Genomic DNA, 24,674 nt, shown 5'->3' with positions numbered 1-24,674 from the left:
TTGAAATATGAAGAACAGAATCAACTGGAGAAGACAGCATTTTCACTGCTTCTCCTTTATCTTCTTAAGTCTCTCTTCATATCTGTCGAATATCTCGCCGAGAACCTCCGCGAAATTCCAACCAGATCCATTCTGGACGAGGAACAGTGGCGGAGCAGATATCCTAGTTCTTATACTGTATTTGGTGGACCCCTGGGTCTTGTATTTCATAACGTGGATCAGAAGCTTTCCCTGGGACACATCTGTCATCCTGGAGAATTTCTCAAGGAAGCGCTGTGAGAGCTCAAAGGCTATATCGTACAGATCCTCATCGTATATGTCCAGGCCACTTATCTCTATGAGTATACCCTCCTTGCTCTCTGTCTTTATCATGTTTATGAGATCGCTGAAATCCACTATACCCACAATTTTTCCGGAGTCTGTCACTGGCATTATGTGCAGGCTGTACTGCATCATTAGCTTGACGGTCTCCTCAATGCCGGCATACCTGTCCACGCTCACAGGCGGATCCATCAGCGATTTGCAGGCAATGTTTATGGGCTCCTTCTCACCGTATCCTCCATACTTGATCTTCTCCTTATGCCTGTACAGTATGTTCAGGATGCTGTTCAGTCTGATTATGCCTGACAGTTTGTCGTCCCTGCTGGCCACAGGTATTTCGACCTCGTTGAGCATTCTCATGCTGTCGAATGCCTCCTCTATTCCGTCATCCTCGTAGACATAGACTGGATCAGAGCTCATGATCTGGAATATTCGCACATCCTTGACATCCACGATCTGCGGAAGATTCTTTATTATGTCTGTCCTTGAAATTATCCCCACGAGCTTGCCCTTCTGGAACACGGGAATAGCGGATAATCCAGTGTCTTTTATCAGGCGCACGGCTTCAAGGACGTCATCATCTGCGTCGAGCGTCGGTGTGCTTATTGCATAGTTCGATATCTTTGATTTAACCTGTATGCTTCTCTTCTTCAGCAGATCCGAATAGGTTATCATGCCGGCATAGCGATCCCCATCCATTACGGGGAGCTGGTGTATGCCGGTTTCGTTCATCTTGGACATCACCTTAGAGAACGTGTCTTCAATGCTCACAGTTATGGGGTCCGTGGTCATCAGTTCGCTAACTTTCATAGTACCTCATTTTCATATTGCGTACGAATTTATTAACCCTATCTTTCACATCGACTCCCTTGAAGGCATCTATCATCATGGCCGCCAGTTCATCAACATCATCAACCCCCATCCTTGTTATCTCGGCAGTCCCTATTCTTCCTATTCTGTCGACTATTATACCGTTATCTTCCATCACTCGGCTGAATCTTACAAAATCATAGCCATGGGATGAAAGCCAGCCAGGTTCCATGAGTATCTGATGGGATTCGGTGTACCATGGACCGTACTTGATATGTATGTGTTCATCCAAGGCTTTGGCAAGATTTCTGGCATTTCTGATCACGCGCGGTGCATACTCCCTGCCATACTTCATCATCTCCTCTATTGCAACGCCCACTCCTGCCATCCTGGCGATATTATAGTTGTCCATGGTCTTCCAGGTTATGTTTTCCTCAACGCGCCTGTACAGGTCGTCGTCATCGGTGAGAATCAGACCTCCCTGAGGTCCGAAGAAAGTCTTATGCGTAGAACCGAAAATTATATCGGCCTTCTTCAAATCCTTCTGGAATTCGCCTCCAGCTATCAGGCCCATCACATGGGAAGCATCGTATCCTATGATGCACGAATTCTGATCACATACCTCCCTGATTCTGGCCATATCATATGATTTAACGAAGATGGACTGTCCGAGCAGTATCATCTTGGGCCTTATGTATTCGGCCTGCTTAGCGAGGCCATCGTAATCAACAAAACCATCAGCGGTCACGGGTATATCATAGGACTTGAAGTTCATCATCTTCGGTAGATAGTTTCCTGAATATCCGGTGTATCCGCCGACGGATTCAGGTATCTTCATTACGCTCTCCCCTCTCCGCACCAGAGCTGCAAGAACGGTCATTGCAGCTATATGCCCACTGAGGGGCCTTACCTCTGCGTGTTTGAGGCCAAACAGTTCAGAGGTTTTTCTTGAAACTGTATCTTCGAGCTCTTCTGCGAACCTGGTTCCACCATAATCATTGACGCCATTCTCAATATGAGAATATCTGGACGCGAAATCAGAACCGATGGCTCTTATCACATTGGGACTAACGGCGTTCTCAGAAGCCTGCAGATTTATGACGGAGGATCTGTATCTATCTGCATCCCTGACTATTTCTATAACGTTCCTCATAAAGGGACATTACGAATGTCGCGATAAAAAATTATCGATCATTCAATTTTGAAGCATTATCAGAAAGGAGCAATTCAAATATATTTAAAAATATTTATATATTTTTAAAGACTGATTATACGATAGTTATGGTGGGAGGTTTTACGGGGAAGATTCTGAGGGTCGATCTTGGCAGTGGCACGCTGAAGATCGAGGATACAAACATGGAGTGGGCCAGGGATTATATAGGTGGGCAGGGACTCGCCACGAGATATTATGTTGATGAGGTTGATCCAAAGATAGATCCCTACGACCCAAATAACGAGCTGATAATAGCGCCAGGGCCTCTTACTGGAACGAGTGCACCCACGGCTGCACGTTATATGGCTGTGACGAAAAGTCCTTTAACTGGAACCATAACCAGAAGCAATTCAGGCGGCTACTTTGGGGCAAAATTGAAGCATGCAGGCTTTGATATGATAATATTCAAGGGAAAATCCAGCAAGCCAGTGTATCTATTTGTGGACAAGGGCAAAGCAGAACTCAGAGATGCATCGGATCTCTGGGGTAAGGATGTCTTTGAAACCACAGACATACTCGTCAGTAGGATAGGTGGAAACGTCAGCGTGGCTTGTATAGGCCCTGCCGGTGAAAATCTGGTTAAATTTGCATCGATAATGAACGACAAGCATAGGGCGGCAGGCAGAAATGGTGTTGGGGCGGTCATGGGATCAAAGAAGCTCAAGGCGATCGTGGCTGGCGGCGGGAAGATGCCGACGATCGGCAATCCCGAAATGTACAAGGCAACACTCCCAAAGATGCTAAAGAAGATAAAGGAGAACCCTGTCACCTCTCAGGGTCTGACTCAGTTCGGTACCGAGGTTCTCACCAACATAATAAACAGATCAGGTATATATTCGAACAGAAATGCAACGGATTCTGGCGACGATCCGCTTGCGGATGATGTGAGCGGTGAGACGCTGGCTGAGACCTATTTGATCCACAATCAGCCATGCTTTGCATGTCCAATAGGCTGTGGTCGTGTAGTCAAGTACAATGAGAGGGAGAGTGAGGGGCCAGAATATGAAAGTACATGGGCACTTGGACCGAATACAGGCGTTCATGATCTTTACACCATAATAGCGGCCAATGATAATGCGGATCGACTCGGATACGATACCATAAGCGCAGGACTTACCATATCAGCTGCAATGGAGCTGTATGAGAAGGGCAAGATACCTGACAAAGACGTGGGACCGACAAAGCCGAAGTTCGGAAATACATCGGCTGTGCTCGAGATGACAGCGAAGATAGGATACAGAAAGGACTTTGGGGACAAGCTGGCTGAAGGTTCCTATCGCCTTGCCAAGATGTACGGTGATGAAAGCGTATCCATGAGCGTCAAGGGGCAGGAGATCGCGGCATACGATCCGAGAGGCGTATGGGGCATGGCTCTGGAGTATGCCACTAGCAACATAGGCGGATCACATATGAGGGCATACACCATATCAAACGAGATACTTGGGGTTGAGCCAACGCAGGATCCACTGCAGCTTGAGGGCAAGGCCGATCTGGTGAAATACATCCAGGATTTCACCGAGGTAATGGACTGTTCTGGTCTCTGTCAGTTCCCGTCGTTTGCGCTGAATCTTGATGATTACATAGAGCTTGTAAATGCAGTGACCGGCTTCAATTACACGAAGGACGAGATAATGAAGGCAGCCGAACGTGTGTGGAACCTTGAACGTCTCTTTAATCTCAAGGCCGGAATAAAGCCAGAGGATGATAAGCTGCCAGATCGCTTCCTGAACGTTCCGATTCCAAAGGGCCCAAAGAAGGGTAACGTCGTTCCACTCTCAAAGCTTCTGCAAGACTATTACAGGGCACGCGGCTGGGATACCAGAGGATACCCGACAGAGGAAAAGATAAAGGAACTGGGTTTGGATTTTTACAAGATATAAAAATTTTTAATAAAAATTAATATTTTGTCTTTCATGACGGGGTTGCCTGAACCTCCTTGTATCCATACACCTCTGGAAGTATAAGTATTGCAGACAGTAGCCCTATGAGTGGAAATATGGCTGTGAAGAGTGTTGCTGGCCCCTTTCCAATCGCGTCGAAGAAGGCTGGAAATAGGAATATAGAAAGAAATGCTGGCAACTTAACAAACACATACGCAAAGCCGCTAGATGTTGCCTTATATTTGGGCGGGGCTACCATTGATGGAATGGTCATCACGTTTTCTGCATCCCAGTAATGACCCCACAACATCAAGGCAGCCACGAATGGCAGTATGATCAGAAGATGCGTAAATATGGCAATTGCGGCGATTATTAGAGCGATTAGAACTATGCCGAAGCCATATATGCTGAGCCTTCTCTGTCCTATCTTCGGAAGTATTGCAGGGCCCACAAGTCCAGAGATCATGGCGACGAAATATATCCCCAGGGTTATCAGATCAGTTCCGATTATGCTTGATACGCCAAGCAGTACGAAGAGCACTGGGATGTAGAAAGCAAACGTTGAAAATTCACTGCTCTGTGCAAAGCAGGCGATCCAGCCATAAACCGAACTTCTCCACTTTATCCTGTCTTTCCTGATCTCGCTTAAAAATCTTGAAAGTTTAACCTTTTCTACGGCCTCATCACGATCAGGGAGCATGCTCAGCGAATCTCCATACATCTCCTTTGTAACCTTCTTTGCTTCGACGTATCTTCCCTTTTCGATCAACCATATGGCAGTTTCAGGAAGATTATATCTCAATACGAAGATCACAAGGGCTGGTATGGCGGACGCTCCTAGAACAATCCTCCACAGGATGTGTGGAGATACACCCGCATAAAGCAGTATTGCAACTGCCGCTATGGCCGATATCTCTCCGACCGCGAACATGAACTGCCATCTGTTCCCCATGACCTCCCTTTTTCCCTTTTGCATGTACTCCATTATGTATGTGTATCCACTTGCAACGTCCATACCCAGGGGAACTCCGAGTATCAGCCTCAGAGCGGCGAGAACGATCATATTAGGAGAGAAAGCCTGAGCAAGGCCCACCACCATGAATATAACCATGGTGGACAGGAAGATCTTCCTTCTTCCGATCCTGTCAGCGAGCCAGCCTCCAAGCAGTGCTCCGATGACGGCCCCTCCCTGTGTGCCGGCGGCGGTAAGTCCAAGCAGCAACGCCGATGGATGGAATATCTTCGAGAGGAAGATCAGTATGAACGATATTGAATAAAGATCCCATGACTCTACGAAGATTGAGGCTATCATGAGCCATCCTATCTTGGTTCCAGAGGAAGAAAATTTATCGATAAGGTAGCTTATGGCCTGATTCCTTATGGATTCATCCAGTTGACCAGATCTATCCATATTTAATAATCAAGTTATGCGTATAATAATTTTTTCATATTTTATAAAAAAAGTATCTCAAAAACACGTTTCTGTGAAAAATACGTCAAAAAAATCCATCAAACATCTCTATAAGAACATGAGATATGGAAAGCCTTATATATAAAAAGATGAAGCCTGGGTCACTCATTGAGAGCTTCCCCAGGCTCGTTTCGCCGTGAGTCCGATGTACTCATTTTTCATTGGAAGAGGTGGTCCCTGACAGTATTTATGTGAAGGGGCTTTCCGGAATAATCCACGTATATGTTCTTCAATTTCAGATATTCCGATATTCCGTACTTGCTCCCTTCGCCTGCCTGCCCCGTCATGCGGAAGCCTGTATGGTATCCCTGTGATGCCTCAGGTCCAGGCATGTTAACGTACAGTTCTCCGAACCTGATCCTCTCCGCGGCTTCGAAGATCAGATTTGGATCCTTGGTGAACAGATAGGATGCTAATCCGTACTTCGAGTCATTGGCTAACTTATACAACTCGTCAACATCGGATACCTTTCTCGCGCCTATCACAGGTGCGAATATCTCTTCCTGGAATATCTTTGAATTCTGGTCAGCATTGTCTATTATTGTAGGGAGGAAGAAATAGCCATTCTTATAGGGCCCGCTGAGGCTGGGCTGGGTACCTCCGAACAGAACCTTGGCACCACTCTGCTTGGCCTCCTCCACTATTTCTGCGGTGGCCTGTAGAGCTCCCTTGTTTATGAGTGGCCCCATATCTGCGTTCTTTGGATCTCCCAGTGCGATCTTCTTGCTGAGTTCAACGAATCTGCTCATGAACTTATCGTAGATATCCTCATGGACGTATAGTCTTTCAGCCGCAATGCAGGACTGTCCCGCATTCCAGTACTTGGCCCAGAGGAGTGTCTTCAGTGCGTTGTCCATATCCGCATCCTTCCAGACCATGAACGGTGCCTTTCCGCCAAGCTCAAGTATCAACTTAGCCATATTTGCGGAAGCCTTCTGCATTATTCTCTGGCCAGTTGATGTCGATCCGGTCATCGTGATCAAATTTACCTTCTTGTGCTCAACTATGTAATCACCGATATCTGATCCCCTGCCCGTTATGAAGTTAAGAACACCTTTTGGAATACCAGCCTCTACGAATTTTCTAACTATCCACTCTGCACTACCAGGTGTGTCGCTGCTGGGCTTCAGTATGATCGTATTTCCAGTCAAAAGCGCGGGCGCGAGTTTTCTGGCAACCATGCCAGCAGGGAAATTCCATGGTGTGAGAGCTACCACTATGCCGTATGGCACCTTGTACTGCAGTATCTTCCTGTGAGACGACGTCCCTTCAACAACCTCTCCGTTGAGTTTCCTTGCCCATTCAGCATAGTATTGTATTTGATCCAGAACGCCGTCAACCTCCTCCTTGGCCTCCTTAACAGGTTTTCCGTTTTCCTCCATTATTATGTTTTCCAGTTCTCCTCTCTTCTGTTCTATGATTTCCTTTGCTCTGTATAGTATCTTTGATCTTTCGACAGAGCCAAGGTCATTCCAGGACCAGAACGCATCTTCAGCTGCGTCGATAGCCCTATCCACATCATCCCTTGTTGCTGCTTCAAATTTGCCTATGACCTGCCCTGTGACCGGACTGTACTTGTCCACAGTCTTGCCTGACGATGAGTTAACCCACTCACCATCTATGTAAAGTTTCGTGTCCATGATTATGGATAGAGCTTCATCTTAATTTAAGCTTTTTATCGTTTTATATAAATAATGCTTATAGCAAATATATCCAAATATTCCTGCGGTCGATTAGATCAGGCCGTTTCGCTCAAGATATTCGAGGGTTCCATCCCTCATTAGTATTGACGTTCCGATAAGATATCCATTGTATGTCCTGGGAATTTGCGAGACATTTGTTATGTTTATTCCGCTCTCGAGTATCTGTACGTCATAATCAATGCGAGTGCTGACCTCTTCGATATTCAAACTATTCAGATCGCGCCTGTTCAGGCCCAGTATAACGTTTTCCCCTGGTACGAACCTCTTAATGGCATCCGGCCTGTGGTATTCCTCTATCACGTCCATGCCTAGATCCAGTGCACGTTTAACTATGCGTTCTACCGTTTGAAAATCAAGGAAGTCCAGTATTGCCAGTACAGCATCTCCGCCTGCATTGTATGCTTGAACGACAAATTCATCATCAGGCGTGAAATCCTTTACCAGTACAGGAATGTTCAGCCTGTGAGCAAGGATCACGTCATCGAAGGATCCTGAAAAGTACATCGGTTCGCTCAATATGCTTAACCCCGAGATCCTGTGAGACCTCACATAGGATAGATAGGAATGGATATCCTCATCCGTGCTGAAACCAGAAGGCGATCGCCTTTTGTATTCAGCTATGAGCCCAAGTTTTCCATGGAGATTACGTTCCTTTATGATCTTCTTGAGGCTTATAGTATCCCTTATGCGGCTGAAATCGCAGCGCCTGAACCTGTTTCGCATAAGTATTTCCTTTGCGTTCATAATCTCACGAAGTTGTGTATTATTTTGAACCCGTATTCTGTGAAATAGCTCTCAGGATGAAACTGCACTCCGAATATCCTCATGTCAGGCGAATGGAAACCCATAACCGTCCCATCGCTCTGCGAAACAGCATCCACAACTACGCCATCGCTTGGTACAACTGCCAGAGAATGATATCTTATGGCATGGAATACGGGCGGAACGCCATCGTAAAGCGGGCTTTCGCCATGCCTGACAACATCCACCTCTCCATGATATGGTCTTTCAAGCGTTACTATTCCAGATCCGAGCATGTGTGCCAGTATCTGATGACCGAAGCACACACCTAGCACCGGCCCGGTGAAGTTTTCGATCATATGTATTATGTTTCCGGCATCCCGCTTTGAGAGCGGTGTTCCAGGCCCAGGAGATACAATTATCCTATCGTACTTTGAAGTATCGGCCCAGCTATCATTGTCAACCACATCTACCTTCACCCCCATCGAACGGATGTAATAGAAGAGATTGTAGACGAATGAATCATGATTATTTATTATCAGTATGATCAAATGACCGCCCTCGCCTTTGAATATATCTCACGAACCTCAGCATCAGGATCCGAATCCTTCACTATGCCAGCGCCGGCCCTGACTCTGAAGCCAGCCCCATCTGAATATGCACTCCTTATGGTCAGAGCAAGATCCATGGCGGATTCCATCGTGATACCAATGGCACCTCCATAAGGTCCACGTGGAGTCTCTTCATAGCGATCTATTATCTCGATCGCACGTTCTTTGGGAGATCCGGATACGGTTCCCGCAGGGAACATTGCCTTGAGTATATCGAGATGAGAGGTGTTGGAAAATCTGGCTCTTACCTGGCTCACAAGATGTTTCACCGAGGTGAATTCCTCTATCTGCATAACCCTTGATACGTTGAGAGATCCGATATCCGCGAACTTGCTCAGGTCATTTCTGGCCAGATCAAGCAGCATCCGGTGTTCGTTGGCATCCTTATAGCTTCCCGTTAATATGGATGAATCCCATGTGGCCGGGACTGTTCCAGCTATGGGATCGGTGAAAACCTCGTTGCCAACCACCGTGACAAGGTTCTCGGGCGAACTCCCAAGAATCTGATATCTTCCAATTCTATAATAGAACACGTATCTGGATCTATCGTTATCGATGAACTCACGAACCTTCTCCCATGGATCGAGGCAGATATCGAATTCCCTGGATATCACGGCCTGAAGGATCTCCCCCGATCTGATCAGCTTCCTGACCTCTGATATCTTTCTGGAAAGATCCGGATCAGAAAAGTCTTCAACGTTCTTCTTTCTCATCGATCCACGTCTCGTTATCTTTCTCTTCAAAATCGTCTCTGGATCGAATGAGATGAGCTCTGGCCATCCTGATCTTTTCACCTGTGTTCTGAATATGCTATTGACGAAATCGTATGTGACCACGACGGGACGCAGATGGCCATCAAAGATACTCTGCGGATCCGTTATCATTTGGCCACCGATGAAGGCGTATTCGTCACCTGAAACTCGGTCTGGGAAGGAAGCGAAGTAGGCTATGGACTCGTGATCCTTATACTCCTCCAGTTCATCGATGATCTTCATAATATTCACCCAGAGCTTCAAAGAAATCCATGATCTTATGTCTGTCCTTCCTTCCGGGGGCGTATTCGAGAGAGCTACTCACATCGATCAGAAGAGGGTTTCTCCTCAGGATCATATGAACATCGTTTTGGTCTATGCCTCCGGCAAACCCAAGCTTCTTTCCATCAAAATCATCACTGTCGATCACCTCTGAGATCTTGGGCTTACGCTCCACCATTATTATATCTGCCTTCTTATAATCGGCGTATATCTTAGAAAGATCCTCGAGTCCATAGCGTATGACGGATATCACCCTGCCACCTCGTTCATGAACATAATCTATGAGCGAATCATCGTGCGGAAAATGGATCTGGACGTAATCCTCCATCATCTCTGAAGAGTATATGGACGAGATGTCAGTGTAAACGGCGGAAATGGTCAGACCTGCCCGTGAGGCTTGTCTGAGTACCTCATAATCGGCATGCCTTGGACTCTTTTGATCGAAGACGAATCCAATAATATCAGCACCTGCCTCGTACGCCATCATCGCATCCTCGACGTTCGTAATACCACATATCTTAACTTTCATGCAGAATTTCCTCCAGAAATCTTTGCGGCTTGCCGCTCATCACGTGATCCAACGCGAGGTCGTAGGCTTCAGTGATACTATCGGCGAAACCGTTCAGCACCAAAAGCGGCGCTGTGTTAAGAGCTATGAACTTTGATCCATCCTGGTTTTCACCCACCATGGATGCGAGTGTTAATTCTTGGATCTTTCTTGGATCAGGGGATGCTATATTGCTCGCCTCGATCTTGCCCACAATGCCAGGAGAATCCAGAAACTCCTCTTCTATCGTCTCGTTTACCCTGAGTATCCTTGCCTTCGAAAGCGGGCTTATCTCATCCATTCCATCCGCGGAGTGCACTATGATGGAAGCGAAGCCGGATCGCAACGCTGTCTTCGCATAGAGATCCATCATCGTTCCATCAGCAGTTCCTATCACCCTTTTGCTTGGTGCCAGAGGATTCAGCAGCGGTCCAAGGAAATTCAGCACTGTGGGAAATCCCAGCGCCTTGCGAACAGCTGAGAACATGGCGAATTCCCTGAGGAAGTTAGGTGCGTAAAGAAACACGAAGCCCCTGGTATCGAGCAGATGCTGTGCATCGCCTACGGTCTCTGGAAAACGGTATCCGAGTTCCATCATGAAGTCGGCTGATCCATGGCTGCCAGAGGCCGATCTATTACCAAATTTTGCCACTCTGATTCCATAGGAAGCCGCAACGATTGCAGAAGCGGTGCTAACGTTTATTGTGTTTGCCATATCGCCGCCGGTTCCAACGATGTCCGATGCTTCGCTCTTTATGCTGTATTTGTGCATTGCATCATAGAACCCCATGATCTCATCCTCGGTGATGCCGCGTATGCGAAGGACGGACAGGACGGCAGCCCTGTACGCATCACTGCATTCCACGGATGCCATGTATCTCATGAGATCAAAGGCCTCTGTCCTGCTCATGGCCTTTCCAGTAAGAAAATTGTAATACATCTGCATCAGGCCTCCAGAATCATATCAACGAGGGATCTGTATGAGACAGTATCCCCAGAATCGATCATCTCAACAACGGCTGTACCAACGGCTATGCCAAATGCATCATATTTTGCCAGCTTCTTCATTGTCTCCATATCTCTGATACCAAAACCATAAACTATGTGTCTTCCGCCCGCGAAGGGCTTGAGATGTTCATATATGGTATCTATGCTGTAGGGGAGCTGTACTCCTGTGGCCGGCATCATTCCCTGATAGATCCAGTCTCCTCCGGCTGATATCTGATCCTGCATAATCTTTGTGGGGGTTATCGGGGTAACGAACGGAACGTATTCCAGAGAATACTGCCTCAGCAGTTCCACAGTTTCGTAGAATGCCTCCCTATGATCGATCATCAGATCTGGGATGATCGATCCGTCGAATCCGTTCCTGTTCAGGTAGTCCAGGATCCGTGTTCCCCTAGATTTCAGGACTTCATAATACATCAGGGAATATTTTCTGGATCCCAGTTCATCTGCCATTCTGAACACCTCGGCGTTTTCATTTTCGCTATACATGTTCAAGGATGGATCGTGCGTTCTCCTCAGCTTCATGCCGTCATAAACAGGGTTCTCTGTGGGAAAGCCGAACTCAAAGGCGTAAACCCCTCTGATTTCAGAATGAACTGTCTGATCGTATCATATCTGTATCCTAGAGTGAAGTAGACGAATGGCCTCATCATGCATCACGTTCCGCTATTATTCCAGAAACTAAGTCATGCCTTATGGATACCCTGCCGTATCTTATTGCACTGACAACAGCCGGATCTGTTATGTAATTACCGTCGATCATGAATCCGTCCACATACATCGTGCCTGCCGCGATTGGGATCTTTGCCGGATCTGGGGTGCCCTCCGCAGCTATTGTGCAACCTCCGGACCCTATGGTGGTTGAGAGAACCGGTATGATCGAATCGGGAACGCCAGAATCGAATATGATATTTCTTATGGATGCTTCCGGTCTCTCGATTATCGAACCTATGGATCTAAAATAGAGTGCATTGGCATTTGGCATGACCGGATCGATTATGTTTGATCCGGTCTCTATAGCTCTTCTCAGTATCTGATCGTTGTTCGAGCAATCATCGATTATTTCGAGACGCTTGTCCAGCATATTGGAAGCCAGGGTCACGGATTTCATCCAGTCTTCATTGTGAGAAAGGGTTATTATATTACGTGAAGAATAATAGACCTGAAAGAGTGCAATGAAGAACACAAGGGGTACGTCAGAAACGAGTCGGATCACGCTTCCATCATCCCTAAAGCGAAGACGGTATCTGCTGATGATAGCCGAAAGATCTTGCGGTAGTTGCAGCCTGTCCAGATATATCAGCTCATGTCTGATTATGCTGGGTGAAAATGCCCTCTGTATATCGAATGTGGATATGTGATCGGATGAATAGTGGACCATCACGAAATTCCTCGATGTGGATCTGCCTGAGGATCTTCCATCGATATTGATATTCTTAATCATTAATAATGTGATATATGCACAATATATAAGCATTTATGCTTATATTATATGAACATCAATTAAAGTCCATGATCAATCGTCGTTTCTCATTTAGTCGCCACATGAAGATAAACCGCACCGAAAAAGAGATCGATGGACTGTACTGAAAATCCCTTTTCCACAAGCTTCTGCGTTATGACTTCCGGACGGTGAAAATACCTGACAGTATTGGCAAGATATGTGTAATTCTTTGATCCAGTCGCCCTGTTTCCCAGGAAGGGAACAAATCTATAAAAGTAGATTCCAAAGAGCTCAGATATCACAGGTCTGGTTGGATTATAAATATCCATGTTGACGAAGATGCCACCGCGCTTCAGAACCCTGTAGACCTCTGAGAAATATCTATCTATATCAGCCAGATTTCTTGTCAGGAAGGCGGATGAGACCCTGTCGAATGATGAATCCTCGAATGGCAGTCTCTCTGCCGGGGATACAACAAATCTCACATATTTTTTCAGCTCCCTGTTGAACATGCTGTCCGTTATGTCCAATGCAGTTACGTCACAACCATGGCACTGAAAGTATATCATCTCAGTCACCTTTCCGCTTCCAGCGCCACAGTCGAGGCACCTCAGATCATTGCTGAGATCAAGATGCTTCACGAGCACCTTTCTCCAGTGCTGATCCAGGCCCAGGCTTATTATTGTATCGATAAGATCGTACTTGGTTGATATTTCATCAAATATCTTCTTGACCGCCTGATGCTTTGCCATCATCGCCATCACTGGAATATCTTGGCATACTGTGCATACGGGATCTTCTGTATATACAGTATGTTCTCTCGGTCTATGAATCCGGCATCTATGGCCAACCCAATCGTGTATTCGCCAACGAGGTTAGCTATGGTGCACATATTGAGTGATGATAGAAACATCTCATCGGTGACCCTTACCTCTCCATAGAAAGACGGGTAGATCTCTATATGCAGGTTCTTCTCCCTGAATTTCTTTCCGAGGATATCAGCATCGGCCGCCGCAAGTAAAACCTCACCGCGTACCTCGCTGATCTTCATCACGATCTTCAACTTATCACATCTATCTTTCCATAGGATCTCTCGAATATCTGGCCTGCATTTTTGAGCTTGAGCAGCGCTTCCTCCGCCTTCTTCTGCTGCATGCCCCTGCTCATGGCGGTGTTTATCACATCGGATACTTCGGCCACGCCCTTTTCTGCCTTTATCTGCTTTATGATGTCCAGTACTGTCTCCATATCATTCCTCTGCTTGGAGCTTGCACCTGTATATATGATGTCGATATCCATCTTTCCATTGTCCATTGATACGTCCATTAGATAGTAGTCCACGATCCTCTTGGCAAGCAGGGCATCCTCAACGGTGACTATGGTTGAAAGCCTTGCCCTTGCTGCAGCTTCAGCAAGCCTGACAGTTGATTCCAGCTGTCTGACTGTTATGGGTATCGCATCATGCGTCATGCTCCTCGTCTTAACGTACTGATCCTGAAGAATTGCTATTGCCTCATCACTGAGCCTAGGGAATATATTATTCCTTGCGTATGCCACATACTTTCTCAGGGTATCCTTATCTATTTCTGGCTCGAACCCGCGCTCATCAATCTCCACATCGGTATCGCTGTGTTCTATGCTCCTGTATATTTCGCCGATCCTGTGCGCTTTGAGAACGTGCTCGGCCAGCCTGCTGTCATTGTCCTTGTTCGGCTGATCTACCATCTTGAATATCACATCGAACCTTGATAGTAGGGGCAGTGGAAAATTTATCTGTTCCGCCAGATTCCTGTTGAGATCGTATCTTCCGAACTTGGGATTCGCCGCAGCCAGAACCGAGGCACGTGCCTTGAGCGTTGCCATTATCCCTGCCTTGGATATGGTCACAGTTTGCTGCTCCATTGCCTCGTGCATCGCCGCAGTATCATGTTCGTCCATCTTGTCAAGCTCATCGATGGCTACGAAGCCGTTATCTGCCAGAACAAGTGCGCCAGCTTCCAGCGTCCATCTTCCCTCGCCAAATTCATCTCTGACAGCAGCTGCAGTCAGACCTGCAGCACTCGAACCGCGCCCGAATGTGAATATGCCTCTGGGTGAGACCTCGGCCATGTATTTCAGCAGCTGTGATTTTGCTGTACCTGGATCTCCGACCATGAGTATATGTATATCTCCACGCATCGTGGTCCCATCCTTCATAACCTTGCGCACGCCGCCGAACATCTGAAGGGCAAGCGCCATCTTTACCATGTCCAGACCGTGAATCGTAGGCGCTATGGATCTTGATATTACGTTTATTATGTCCGGCTTCTTCGAGATTTCAATGATCTTCTTCTTGTCTTCCTCGGTTATCTTCACGCTCTCAAGCTCCTTTACATCCTTCCTTATGTTGACGGCATAGAGATAGGTGAAGAATTCTGTCAGCGGTATATTCCCTTGCCTGCGCTGTTCAGTCTTCAGTATTCCATCCACCACGACACGGTTTCCAGGAAAAAGCAGGCCAGCAAGATCATCCTCAGTTATGATGGTTATACGCTGAGGCTGTGATCCACCTTCCAGGGTCTCGGGATCCTCCTGTATCTCAACCTTCTGTACGTCTATGAATTCAGAAAGGTTTGGCCTCAACTTGAAGAATATTTTGTCCTTTACCTTTGAAAGGCCGCAGTGCTCGCATATTTGAGGCTCGCTGAGCCTGTTCTCGGTCTGATCAACGTACGTTAGCCCATGGCAGTTGCTGCATTCAAATGCGGCGTTCTTGAGCTTTGGAAAGACTTCTGTGTTCTTCCTGACTATCCCTGATACGCTTATGAGCGTCCCTATGTTGGCGCTCCTGATATCGCGTATGCGGTATGCAACGTTCTTCTCCTCCAGATCCTTGAGCCTCAGGTTGAAGATGTTGAATCTCTGAGTTACCCTGTCGAGCAGGTAATCCTGCAGTATAACCTCCTCACCTGCCTTCAGGTATATTTCTGGCGAAACGAGTATCGATCCGGCAAACTGCCAGTTGAAGTCCTCCAGATCCTTGAACGATACATACAGGGTCCTAACCTCTGGATATTCCTGGTGGATCCTGTTTATCTCGTCGGAATATCCATATGATCTGAAGAAATCCCTCCACAGATCCTTAACCCTGTCCACAGAAACTTCCGATGATATCATTCAACTACGTATGGAGTCATAAATACTTATGCGTTTTGATCGCCTTGAGTCACACATTTTCAGACATTGCGCCTCATCGCCATACAGACGATAATATGTAACAATTTTTATTATGTCATACATTATCATATCGCTGAATTCCACGATCCCAAAATTTAAATATGTACTAGGTTTCTTACATCGTGTCATTCAAAAAGGATGTAATGGATAAACTGACTGAAATATCCAGCAAAATAGATGAAATACAGAAGAAGCTTGAAGCCATGTCTGACGCGTCGCTCCTGAAGGAGTATTACGCTGAGATGGATAAGAAATTGAGCGATCTGCCAGATGAGATGGCACGCATGCTAGAAGCGCAGGTGGAAAAGCTACGTGACGATCTGAAGGCTGTGTCCGATGCTGTCTCTCAGAGATCAGAGAGTTCGCCTGCAGTGGAAAAGAAAACGCAGAAGGCAAAGGAAAAAAGTTCAAAATAAATATTAAAGATCAGACGTTATTGCTTCTTTATGGTCTCAGAATATGTGGACGTTACTCCGATCCAGATTCGATACGACGATATCGATCTGCTGGGGCATGTTAATAACGCCAGGTTTCTGACTTACTTCGAGATAGGCCGACTCAACTATATGAAAAAATTTTTCATGGCGGAAGAACCAGTCACAGTAAATATTGTGATAGCAAGGGCTGAGATCGACTTTGAAAGATCCGTTCACTTTGGAGACGAGGTATACGTAAGAACATGGATATCAAGGATTGGAAACACAAGCTTCGACTTCAGCTACAGCATTGAAGACAAGAACGGAAACGTATACAGCAGGGGAAAGACCGTCAATGTGTTTATAAAGGATGGGAAGCCCGCCAGAGTTCCTAATTTCCTGAAGGACATGCTGACTGAGATAGGGACGTAGGGTGATATTCATCCAGTTTTTGCCTTCCAGTAAGCATCATTGAATGCCCTGTTTATCTTATCTATGGCCTCATTGATGTCGGTTATGTCTTTCATGGTCATCATTACGGTGAACGTATTCGTACTGCCGTTCGATCCAGTGAAATACCATCTTGTATCATCCTGAGGCAGTCCGAGTTTCTCCTCGATCTTCGATATGGAAACATCCGATGGTAGCGATACCTGAAGCCTGTATGAGAAGCGATCATATTTTCCAAGGTTTTCGAATACAGTGTTGCCAAAGAAGGCTGAGTTGGGTATCTTTATTATATTGTCGTTCTGCGTTCTTATATCCGAGAACAGATAGGAGATCTTCATGACCTCGCCGGTGATCGGACCGGAGAACAACCATGACTGCATGTTCACAACATCACCCGGCTTTAGGGCTCCGCCCGATGTAACAGCGAATCCGGAGAAGATGCTTGAAAAGATTCCCTGCAATGCTATACCTATTATGAGGGCTCCAACCGATCCGCCAACAAGTGCGCCTGTCAGATTTATGCCCAGAGATGTCAGTATTATGGCTAGGATCACAGCGTACATGAAGAAGGACACGATGAGCTCTATGAGGTTCTGTGCAGATCTGTTCATCTTCTTTGAAAAGTACCTGTCGATGTTTTTCCTCACGATATGGAGTATAAGGACGCCTCCTCCACCGACGAATATGGCTGCTATTGCTCCGTTCACATATTCTGTGTAAGGCGCCAGTTCGCTGATGTACGTTTTTATGAGGAAATCCACTGACGGCTTGATTATGAACAGCGCTATCGATATGACAAGTATGATGAAAACGATCAATACGGCATCACGGAGATTCTTACCGTCCATCTATTAGCGGATGACAGCATGCTTAATATTTTTATTCGGATTGAAAGAACGTTCCGCTAAGGTGATGATCTGAAAACAGATATTTTCATGAAGAGGCCTATTGGCTTTCCAGTGAGGCGCTTTGACAACCTTATGGGGGCCAGAGTCATTGAGAGAGTAAATAGGTTTGCAGTACGCATTGATTTGAACGGTGAGATTCACATGGCGCATCTCCATGATCCGGGCAGGCTTCTGGATCTCATATATCCTGGATCTGAGGTTCTCATCAGAAAGGCAGAAGGATCTGGAATGAGCTGGCGTATAGAATTTGCTTCTGACCGGGGCAATATGGTGCTTGTTGACTCCGGGATCCATTCTGAAATTGCGAGGCATTTTCTACCAGAAGGTGCAATACCAGAGGTTAAAGTGGGAAGGAAGAGGATTGATTTCAGATACGATGATGAATATGTAGAGGTCAAGGGATGTACCCTGAATGTAGATGGAATCGCGATGTTTCCAGATGCGCCTACCAGACGTGGTCTTGAGCATTTAGAGACTCTTGAGAGTCTGGCTAAATCAGGATATGGATCGCATATACTCTTTCTCATAATGAGGGACGATGTGAAATGCTTCTATCCAAATTTTTCCACCGATCCTGATTTTTCAAAAAAGTTTATGGAGATCGTTCCAAGCAGGGTGGAATCAAAGTTCCTGAAATTCAGTTTTGACGGTAGATTTCTCAAGTATGCCGGTGAAATTATGATGTGCCACGATGCATTGCATCATTACTCTAGGGTATGATCGTCGGGGACTGATCAGGCCAGGTGTCATTTCATACCGGCGCATTCTCTCGCTATTGCTTCAACAACAGAATTCAGCTTATTCATGGCTTCCGTCGCTGCAGTATCATCGAATTTCCAGCTTAAAGGCCTGAATCTCACATGGGTCTTATGATCCAGCTCGTATATCAGAATTTTGGATGGCAGTTCGATCCCAAGAGACGGATCTCTTTGCATCATTATCGTGCCTATGGCTGGATTGCCGAAGACGAAGACGATGCAGTTATTCATCTGCAAGCCGATATTCTCGGCATTCATCCGGTGATCAAAGACCGCAAATCTGATCAGATTTCGATCACGGATAATGCGGTCTAAAGCGGAAACTGTTTCATCAAACGTGTATCTGCTCACAATATCCACATATTCCTCCATATCAATCACGATAAACGATGTATTTTATAAAAAAGTTAGGAGTTTGGGAGAACAGTAATTCTCCTTCTTCGGACAGGAGATACACGGACTTCCCTCAATGGAAATAGTTATAGATGGTCTTACCATATTCTTTTGTATCATTCACGATAAACAAGTGGATGATACTTGAGTGGGATCGATGAGATCCGAATACACGCCTGTGGAGATCGCAACCTCCGTAACCCTTCTTCCAGACGTGGTCCGAAAGAAAGTTTCCAATGACGGGAAACTGCGATCTGGCAGTAGGGGGATCGAGTTTGATCGTTGAAGCAGGAAGCTCCGAAGCTTCAGCTGAGGAGTAGATCACGAGAATATACGATGCATGATATTTCAGGCGGGATTCTGGTTCGGCTATCGCTATTCTTCTTCTCTGTTCTCCTTGTAGAGTTGCGATGCTATTTTCTTGCCTTCTCTGGTGAGATCGTAGTAGATGCCAGCAGGCTTATAATTGACTTCCCTTGCCTTTATCTTTATCCACGGTTTCACAGATGACGTGGGTGATCTTTTCAGTGGGCCGTTGAACACGGTCAGAAGTTTCATGCTCTCCATCTTCTTGCAGGCTTCCTTCAGCTTTACCTGATCATATGTGGGTGCCCAGCCACTTGCGCCGAGCAATCTATGTGCCATGTATTTTGGACTGTCTGGACCGTATTTGTATATGTGTATGAGGATCTTTCTGCAGAGGTCATCAAGGACTTCCATGATACTATAAATTTATTATCCGATAAATATGTATCATTTCCCCGGTGGTGGGCAATACACCCTTCATTATTGTATCTGGATTCGCTGAAACGGTTATTACATAAGGCGGTATACACTGGTATGGGGGAAGAAGATCTCATCGATTTCGTTGTGAAAGCAAAGAAGGAAACGTATGCGTCCGGCAAGGGAAAGACCTCAGTTAGAATACCGGGTTCCAAGGAAATGCATTACGCTGAAGGCCATTATGAGTATGTAGACGTGTATTTTGGTGATCTGGCGTTCAATGGAATTGAAACGGTGTTTGATGCATGCAAGCCAGTATGGGGTATGGTATATTCTGGTGCAGTACTAGAGGATTATCAGGATGTAGGCGCTCTCTATTCCTTTCTGAAAAAATGCCTGTCTCTGGTGCAAAGGGAGGCACCGTTCAGGGGGCCAAAGTACTGCGATCAGGGCGTATATATTTATGGCAATGATTTCTCCGGCGATATAAATCATTTCATCGGGTATGAGCATATAGATATAGATGGAGAGACCGTATACGAATTGCATTATTCAGGCGGTGAGATATTATGATGATCTACGGACCTTATGGTTCTCTCAATGTATCCTCTGGTTATCAGCCCTGAGGCGATATCCGCTTCAATCTTTTCCCTATCACGATCATGCGGTCTACCGTATCCACCGCCACCCGCAGTTCTGATCTCTATGATATCGCCCTGCTTTAGATAGTATGTGGCCTTTGTGCTGCCCTTCCTCCACCTTCCTCTGGTGAAAACCCTCACCTCCGTTGGTGCACCGGGTAGGCCACCCTGAAGCCCCCAGGGTCTGTGTCTCTCCCTCTCTGAAAGCACCGTGACGATGATCTCACCATCGCTTACCATGAATGATCTTACTATTCCGCTCCCTCCCCTGAATTTTCCGAGGCCCGCACTGTTCTGCCTGAATTCATATCGCTTCATGATCAGAGGCATCGTCCTCTCTATCTCCTCTATGGGTGTGTTCATGGTATTCGTCATGTTTGCATGTATTCCATCCGTGCCGTCTTTGCCAAGCTTTCCACCAAGCCCGACCCCTATGGTTTCGTAGAATGCCCATGATCTTCCGTTATGAAATCCACCCATCATTATGTTGTTCATGGAACCTCCAGATGCGGCAGGAACACGATCCGGTATTGCCTTGCTCAGGGCAAGATATATTAGATCGGCATTTCTCTGGCTAGTTTCAACGTTACCGCCTGATACGGGTGCGGGGAAGACGGGGTTTAGCACGGTTCGGTCAGGAACATGGATGTCGAGGAATCTGAAAGTCCCATCGTTAACAGGCATATCTGATCCCATTAGCGTTCGAAACACATAGTATACGCCAGATATGGTTACACCAAGCACTGCATTCAGCGGGACATCAACCTGCTCATCTGTCCCAGTGTAATCCACGCCTATACGATCTCCGGAAACTCTAATGGTCACCCTCAGTCTTATATCGGTTCCATCTGGTTTTTCAAGATAGTCCTCAGCAGTATATGTTCCATGCGGTATCTCGGACATTCTGCTTCTGGCCAGTTGATCCGCATATTCCAGATAGTATGACCTTGCTTCCCTGAAGGCGTCCAGGCCATTTCTTTCTATTATCTCCAGAACCCTTCTCTCCCCAGTGTAATTTGCAGCAACCTGTGCCTTTATGTCTCCGATGCGTTCATACGGATTTCTTGAATTCGATGAAAAAATTGATATGAGATCCTCGTTGAACCTATCATTTCTCATCAGAAATACCGGATCAAGTATTATTCCCTCTTCGAATATTGTTCTGCCGTCGAAGTTTATGCTTCCTGGAAGTTTTCCACCTATATCAGAATGATGAGCCTTATTGGCAGAATATGCGACTATCTCGTCCCTGTAGAATATTGGCCTGATGACCGTCACGTCGTTGAGGTGCGTTCCAGATATATATGGGTTGTTCACCACGACGGAATCGCCCTCCTTGAGGTCTATGTGATGATCTGACAGATATTTGAGTGTGTTCTTCAGCCCCCATGGTAGCGATCCCAGATGCACCGGTATGTGTTCTGCCTGAGCCAGGAGTGATCCGTTCTCATCAAACAGTGCGGCTGAGTGATCCATCCTCTCCTTTATGTTGGGCGAATATGCAGAGTTTCTAAGAGCGATGCCCATCTCCTCGCTGGCGTAATAGAGCGAGCTGGCTATTATCTGTTTGGTAAACATATCTGTCATGATCTCACCATCCTCACGTTGAGATATCGGTCAAATTTGAATTTCCAGCCAGGCGGTACAAATATGGTTGAATCATAGCCCTCTATTATGAACGGCCCACCGCCGCTGAAACCTTCATGTCCCGTTGACCACCTCATGACTGGCGTATCTAGCATTTTTCCGGAAATATAGACGGATCTCTCCACGATCTCTTGGTCAGTCGTTTTCTCTGGCTCTATGAGCCCGATCTTAGGCATCCTGATCGTGAGCCTGATCCTGAGACTGACGATCTCCAGAGGATCTGAAGAGACATAACCGTAGATCCTTCGATATTCCGTTCTGAACGTTTCCTCATAATTCTCAGAGTATGGTACAGTTATTTCATAGGACTGGCCTACATACCTGATATCTAGGAATCGTTCAATCAATGGATCGTGAAGCCCCTCCTTTTCCATGTTATCAATGGAGATCCTCTCAAGCGATTGGAAGGCGCTTCCAATGTCTGAATTAGGTACGAAAGGTATTGATACATCTCTGACCATATCCACCGACAGAAGTCCATAGGCCGAGAAAAGACCGGGATGTGATGGAACCATGATCTCACCGATTCCAAGGTCGGCTGCAAGTTCTGCCGCATGCAGCGGTCCTGCACCTCCATATGCATACATTACGAAACCACGCGGGTCTCTTCCCCTCTCAACACTCACTATGGATATGGCTCTGGACATGGCGTTGTTTATCATGCGGATTATGCCAGATGCCGCATCGATCGTGTCAATTCCCAGAGGCCTCGCGATCTTCACGCTCAACGCGTTTTCGGCAAGATCCCTGTATATTTTCATATTTCCGCCAAGCAGATGATGGGGATTGAGCCGGCCCAGAATTATATCTGCATCCGTCACCGTGGGGTCCTTCCCCCCTCTGTTATATGCCGCCGGACCTGGATCTGATCCGGCACTCTTCGGGCCGACACGCAGAGATCCAGCTTCATCGATCCACGCGATCGTCCCTCCACCGGCGCTAACCTCAGCCAGATCGATGAACGGGAACCTCACGGCATAGCCGCTTCCCTTGATGGATCTCCCGCTGTGCGTTTTTCCGGCCGCCTCGAATTCGTACGCCAGATCCGGTCTCCCTGAGATAACCACTCCTGCCTTTGCAGTCGTCCCACCCATATCGAATGTTATGACCTTCCCATCTCCAAGGAGCCTGCTGAAATTCGCTGATGCTATAACTCCGGCAGACGGTCCGGATTCTATGACGGATATGGGTAATCTCTCTGCGTAATCTATGGCGCTCAGCCCTCCATTTGATCCCATCATGTATATCTCGGATCTGAAGCCAGCGTTTTTCAATCCCTCGCGAAACCTTCGCAGGTATGAGGAGACGATGCCAGAGAGAACGGTGTTCACAACGGTTGTGCTTGTTCTCTCATATTCCCTATACTGCGGATCTACCTCATGAGAGGCGAAGACGTAGCCATCAAAATCGCTGAAGATCTCCTTTATCCTATCCTCATGGACTGGATTCAGATAGGAATTGATCAGCGATATGGCCACACCTTTCAGTCCCGAGTCTTCAATCTTCTTCCTTATCCTTAATATCTCTTCTTCATTCAGATCTTCAATGACCCTACCAGAGCTGTCTATCCGTCCGGAAACTCCAAAGCGGTATCTTCTAGCTATGAGCGGATCCGGCCTCTGGAAATCGAGATTGTAGATCTCGGCTCGCCTCTGCCTCCCAATCTCAAGGATGTCGATGAAACCCCTGTTAGTTATCAGTGCGGAAGGTGTCAGGCCTGTTCTGGTGAGGAGTGCGTTGGTTGCAACCGTGCTCGCATGGTTTATCATCCTCACCTTTTCTGGATCCAAATGCATGGAAAGGAGACCGTCTATGACTGCCTTCTCCGGGTTTGACGGTGTGCTGGGTGTCTTAAGAATATTTATCCGATTTGACTTTGAGTCGAATATGACTATATCAGTGAAAGTACCACCTATATCCACACCTATATAGAGAGGGGCTTCGTTCATGCGGTGTGGATCTTCAGTTTCTATAAATATTTACTCCGCTGGACAGACGCTTGATCTGAATAACATAGATATACATCGTATGACATGATATTTGATCATGATCGAACCGAAGGTGGAACATAAAAATACGCCGCATGAGATAATCGGAGCTTCAATGGCCGGAACCATACTGGAGTGGTACGGTATCTTCATCTTCTCATCAGGTGCAATATATATCTCCTCCGTGTTCTATCCAGCGGTTTCCAGAGCCGTGTCAATACTGCTGACGCTGCTGACGTTTGCGCTGGGTTTTCTCCTGAGGCCTCTGGGAGCCTTTGTATTTGGGCACTACGGTGATCGCATAGGGAGGAAAAACATGCTTCTGATCACGCTGCTCATATCCGGTCTTTCAACTGGCTTCACCGGTGTGATACCTGGCTACGCGTCCATCTCGTTATCTGGGTGTATATGGATGTCGTGAAGACAGAGGAATACCCTAACCATTGTTGCAGCACATTTAGAGAGATCTGATCCATTATGGCCTTCACCGCGAATATGTGTCTGAACTTGTGCGCGTGGATCCTGATTCCAACCTTCTCTTGGAGCTTCTTGAAATAGAGATCAGCAACCTATCTCCTCATGTGAAACAGAAGATCTTCGGACTTCTAGTTCAGGTTCATCTCAATGGGATACTGTATGTACATATCTCTTAATACCGGATGGAGCGGTATTATCCTGTACTTCTCCTTCTTCAGTCCGGTTTTCTTGTCCATCCCCTGCTTCAGCGTCTTCATCCTGACTGAATTTGTTG

The 24,674-nt window shown here is 46.6% G+C and carries 29 protein-coding genes; 8 read left to right on the top strand and 21 right to left on the bottom strand.

All coding sequences use genetic code 11. From position 1 onward, the window contains the following. Nucleotides 1–42: 42 nt before the first annotated feature. Together DMB44_RS04600 and DMB44_RS04595 are read right to left on the bottom strand one after the other, a co-directional pair. Nucleotides 43–1,131, bottom strand: coding sequence for a CBS domain-containing protein (locus DMB44_RS04600; protein ID WP_110641310.1), 1,089 nt, complete (start codon nt 1,129–1,131; stop codon nt 43–45). After that, nucleotides 1,121–2,284 carry a serine hydroxymethyltransferase gene (locus DMB44_RS04595; protein WP_110641308.1) on the bottom strand — a complete coding sequence of 388 codons (1,164 nt, stop codon included), beginning with the start codon at nt 2,282–2,284 and terminating at the stop codon, nt 1,121–1,123. Before DMB44_RS04595 ends, DMB44_RS04600 begins: the two co-directional genes overlap by 11 nt. Before the next feature lie 128 nt (nt 2,285–2,412). Between DMB44_RS04595 and DMB44_RS04590 the strand changes: the two genes are divergently transcribed. Beyond that, the gene (locus DMB44_RS04590; RefSeq protein WP_110641306.1) at nt 2,413–4,224 is read left to right on the top strand and encodes an aldehyde ferredoxin oxidoreductase family protein; all 1,812 of its coding nucleotides are present in this window, start codon (nt 2,413–2,415) and stop codon (nt 4,222–4,224) included. Between the two features lie 31 nt (nt 4,225–4,255). Here the strand turns inward: DMB44_RS04590 and DMB44_RS04585 are convergent, their stop codons facing one another. The 8 genes from DMB44_RS04585 to DMB44_RS04550 form a co-directional block, all read right to left on the bottom strand. Then, on the bottom strand, nt 4,256–5,635 hold the full coding sequence (locus tag DMB44_RS04585) for an MFS transporter (RefSeq protein WP_110641304.1): 1,380 nt from the start codon (nt 5,633–5,635) through the stop codon (nt 4,256–4,258). Nucleotides 5,636–5,853: 218 nt separating this feature from the next. Further along, the gene (locus DMB44_RS04580; protein WP_110641302.1) at nt 5,854–7,335 is read right to left on the bottom strand and encodes a D-glyceraldehyde dehydrogenase; all 1,482 of its coding nucleotides are present in this window, start codon (nt 7,333–7,335) and stop codon (nt 5,854–5,856) included. A 93-nt stretch (nt 7,336–7,428) separates the two neighbouring features. Continuing rightward, nucleotides 7,429–8,142 carry an indole-3-glycerol-phosphate synthase TrpC gene (locus tag DMB44_RS04575; RefSeq protein WP_110641300.1) on the bottom strand — a complete coding sequence of 238 codons (714 nt, stop codon included), beginning with the start codon at nt 8,140–8,142 and terminating at the stop codon, nt 7,429–7,431. Further along, complete coding sequence (locus tag DMB44_RS04570) at nt 8,139–8,690, bottom strand: aminodeoxychorismate/anthranilate synthase component II (RefSeq protein ID WP_110641298.1); 552 nt, start codon at nt 8,688–8,690, stop codon at nt 8,139–8,141. The genes DMB44_RS04575 and DMB44_RS04570 overlap by 4 nt, the downstream gene beginning before the upstream one ends. After that, nucleotides 8,687–9,745 carry an anthranilate synthase component I gene (locus DMB44_RS04565; RefSeq protein WP_110641296.1) on the bottom strand — a complete coding sequence of 353 codons (1,059 nt, stop codon included), beginning with the start codon at nt 9,743–9,745 and terminating at the stop codon, nt 8,687–8,689. Before DMB44_RS04565 ends, DMB44_RS04570 begins: the two co-directional genes overlap by 4 nt. Next, complete coding sequence (locus DMB44_RS04560; protein WP_110641294.1) at nt 9,729–10,313, bottom strand: phosphoribosylanthranilate isomerase; 585 nt, start codon at nt 10,311–10,313, stop codon at nt 9,729–9,731. The genes DMB44_RS04565 and DMB44_RS04560 overlap by 17 nt, the downstream gene beginning before the upstream one ends. Then, a complete protein-coding gene (gene trpD, locus DMB44_RS04555) occupies nt 10,303–11,277 on the bottom strand; it encodes an anthranilate phosphoribosyltransferase (RefSeq protein WP_110641292.1) in 975 nt (324 codons plus the stop codon). The genes DMB44_RS04560 and trpD overlap by 11 nt, the downstream gene beginning before the upstream one ends. After that, complete coding sequence (locus DMB44_RS04550; protein ID WP_237265294.1) at nt 11,277–11,864, bottom strand: tryptophan synthase subunit alpha; 588 nt, start codon at nt 11,862–11,864, stop codon at nt 11,277–11,279. Before DMB44_RS04550 ends, trpD begins: the two co-directional genes overlap by 1 nt. Here DMB44_RS04550 and DMB44_RS09680 point away from each other — a divergent pair. Beyond that, the gene (locus DMB44_RS09680; RefSeq protein ID WP_255414315.1) at nt 11,844–11,975 is read left to right on the top strand and encodes a hypothetical protein; all 132 of its coding nucleotides are present in this window, start codon (nt 11,844–11,846) and stop codon (nt 11,973–11,975) included. The genes DMB44_RS04550 and DMB44_RS09680 overlap by 21 nt on opposite strands. 13 nt (nt 11,976–11,988) lie before the next feature. Here the strand turns inward: DMB44_RS09680 and DMB44_RS04545 are convergent, their stop codons facing one another. From DMB44_RS04545 to DMB44_RS04530, 4 genes are all read right to left on the bottom strand, one after another. Next, entirely contained in the window at nt 11,989–12,783 is a 795-nt protein-coding gene (locus DMB44_RS04545; protein ID WP_110641290.1) for a hypothetical protein, read from the bottom strand. A gap of 86 nt (nt 12,784–12,869) precedes the next feature. After that, nucleotides 12,870–13,535, bottom strand: a complete 666-nt coding sequence (locus DMB44_RS04540) for a ubiquinone/menaquinone biosynthesis methyltransferase (protein WP_161952097.1) — start codon at nt 13,533–13,535, stop codon at nt 12,870–12,872. An 8-nt stretch (nt 13,536–13,543) separates the two neighbouring features. After that, nucleotides 13,544–13,837, bottom strand: a complete 294-nt coding sequence (locus DMB44_RS04535) for a DUF424 domain-containing protein (protein WP_237265302.1) — start codon at nt 13,835–13,837, stop codon at nt 13,544–13,546. Nucleotides 13,838–13,842: 5 nt separating this feature from the next. Beyond that, nucleotides 13,843–15,939, bottom strand: a complete 2,097-nt coding sequence (locus tag DMB44_RS04530) for a minichromosome maintenance protein MCM (protein WP_110641284.1) — start codon at nt 15,937–15,939, stop codon at nt 13,843–13,845. Between the two features lie 182 nt (nt 15,940–16,121). Here DMB44_RS04530 and DMB44_RS04525 point away from each other — a divergent pair, with 182 nt between their 5' ends. Beyond that, on the top strand, nt 16,122–16,415 hold the full coding sequence (locus DMB44_RS04525) for a hypothetical protein (RefSeq protein WP_110641283.1): 294 nt from the start codon (nt 16,122–16,124) through the stop codon (nt 16,413–16,415). Between the two features lie 30 nt (nt 16,416–16,445). Continuing rightward, nucleotides 16,446–16,847 (top strand): thioesterase family protein, encoded by a 402-nt coding sequence (locus tag DMB44_RS04520; RefSeq protein WP_110641281.1) that lies wholly within the window; start codon nt 16,446–16,448, stop codon nt 16,845–16,847. Nucleotides 16,848–16,855: 8 nt separating this feature from the next. Here the strand turns inward: DMB44_RS04520 and DMB44_RS04515 are convergent, their stop codons facing one another. Beyond that, nucleotides 16,856–17,713, bottom strand: coding sequence for a mechanosensitive ion channel family protein (locus tag DMB44_RS04515; protein WP_110641279.1), 858 nt, complete (start codon nt 17,711–17,713; stop codon nt 16,856–16,858). 87 nt (nt 17,714–17,800) lie between these two features. Here DMB44_RS04515 and sfsA point away from each other — a divergent pair, with 87 nt between their 5' ends. Further along, a complete protein-coding gene (gene sfsA, locus DMB44_RS04510; RefSeq protein ID WP_110641277.1) occupies nt 17,801–18,493 on the top strand; it encodes a DNA/RNA nuclease SfsA in 693 nt (230 codons plus the stop codon). A gap of 26 nt (nt 18,494–18,519) precedes the next feature. Here the strand turns inward: sfsA and DMB44_RS04505 are convergent, their stop codons facing one another. Continuing rightward, nucleotides 18,520–18,903, bottom strand: coding sequence for a DUF302 domain-containing protein (locus DMB44_RS04505; protein WP_110641275.1), 384 nt, complete (start codon nt 18,901–18,903; stop codon nt 18,520–18,522). Nucleotides 18,904–19,081: 178 nt separating this feature from the next. Here DMB44_RS04505 and DMB44_RS09675 point away from each other — a divergent pair, with 178 nt between their 5' ends. After that, entirely contained in the window at nt 19,082–19,210 is a 129-nt protein-coding gene (locus DMB44_RS09675; RefSeq protein WP_255414302.1) for a hypothetical protein, read from the top strand. Nucleotides 19,211–19,299: 89 nt separating this feature from the next. Here DMB44_RS09675 and DMB44_RS04500 read toward each other — a convergent pair whose 3' ends face one another. Beyond that, complete coding sequence (locus tag DMB44_RS04500) at nt 19,300–19,644, bottom strand: hypothetical protein (protein ID WP_110641273.1); 345 nt, start codon at nt 19,642–19,644, stop codon at nt 19,300–19,302. Between the two features lie 120 nt (nt 19,645–19,764). Between DMB44_RS04500 and DMB44_RS04495 the strand changes: the two genes are divergently transcribed. Next, nucleotides 19,765–20,220 (top strand): DUF5680 domain-containing protein, encoded by a 456-nt coding sequence (locus tag DMB44_RS04495; protein WP_110641271.1) that lies wholly within the window; start codon nt 19,765–19,767, stop codon nt 20,218–20,220. On the opposite strand, the gene DMB44_RS04490 is transcribed toward DMB44_RS04495, so the two are convergent. Together DMB44_RS04490 and DMB44_RS04485 are read right to left on the bottom strand one after the other, a co-directional pair. Continuing rightward, a complete protein-coding gene (locus tag DMB44_RS04490) occupies nt 20,196–21,875 on the bottom strand; it encodes a hydantoinase B/oxoprolinase family protein (protein WP_110641269.1) in 1,680 nt (559 codons plus the stop codon). The two genes, DMB44_RS04495 and DMB44_RS04490, sit on opposite strands and share 25 nt — an antisense overlap. Beyond that, nucleotides 21,872–23,884, bottom strand: a complete 2,013-nt coding sequence (locus tag DMB44_RS04485) for a hydantoinase/oxoprolinase family protein (protein WP_110641267.1) — start codon at nt 23,882–23,884, stop codon at nt 21,872–21,874. Before DMB44_RS04485 ends, DMB44_RS04490 begins: the two co-directional genes overlap by 4 nt. Before the next feature lie 97 nt (nt 23,885–23,981). On the opposite strand from DMB44_RS04485, the gene DMB44_RS04480 reads away from it, so the two are divergent. Beyond that, entirely contained in the window at nt 23,982–24,344 is a 363-nt protein-coding gene (locus DMB44_RS04480; protein WP_237265293.1) for an MFS transporter, read from the top strand. Here DMB44_RS04480 and DMB44_RS09775 read toward each other — a convergent pair. Then, nucleotides 24,283–24,444 carry a tyrosine-type recombinase/integrase gene (locus tag DMB44_RS09775; protein WP_369907623.1) on the bottom strand — a complete coding sequence of 54 codons (162 nt, stop codon included), beginning with the start codon at nt 24,442–24,444 and terminating at the stop codon, nt 24,283–24,285. The genes DMB44_RS04480 and DMB44_RS09775 overlap by 62 nt on opposite strands. A gap of 84 nt (nt 24,445–24,528) precedes the next feature. Beyond that, nucleotides 24,529–24,657 (bottom strand): hypothetical protein, encoded by a 129-nt coding sequence (locus tag DMB44_RS09670; RefSeq protein ID WP_255414314.1) that lies wholly within the window; start codon nt 24,655–24,657, stop codon nt 24,529–24,531. Nucleotides 24,658–24,674 lie beyond the last annotated feature (17 nt).

It is taken from the genome of Thermoplasma sp. Kam2015 (assembly GCF_003205235.1).
Lineage (GTDB): Archaea > Thermoplasmatota > Thermoplasmata > Thermoplasmatales > Thermoplasmataceae > Thermoplasma.
This window is presented reverse-complemented; position numbering and strand designations above follow the sequence as displayed.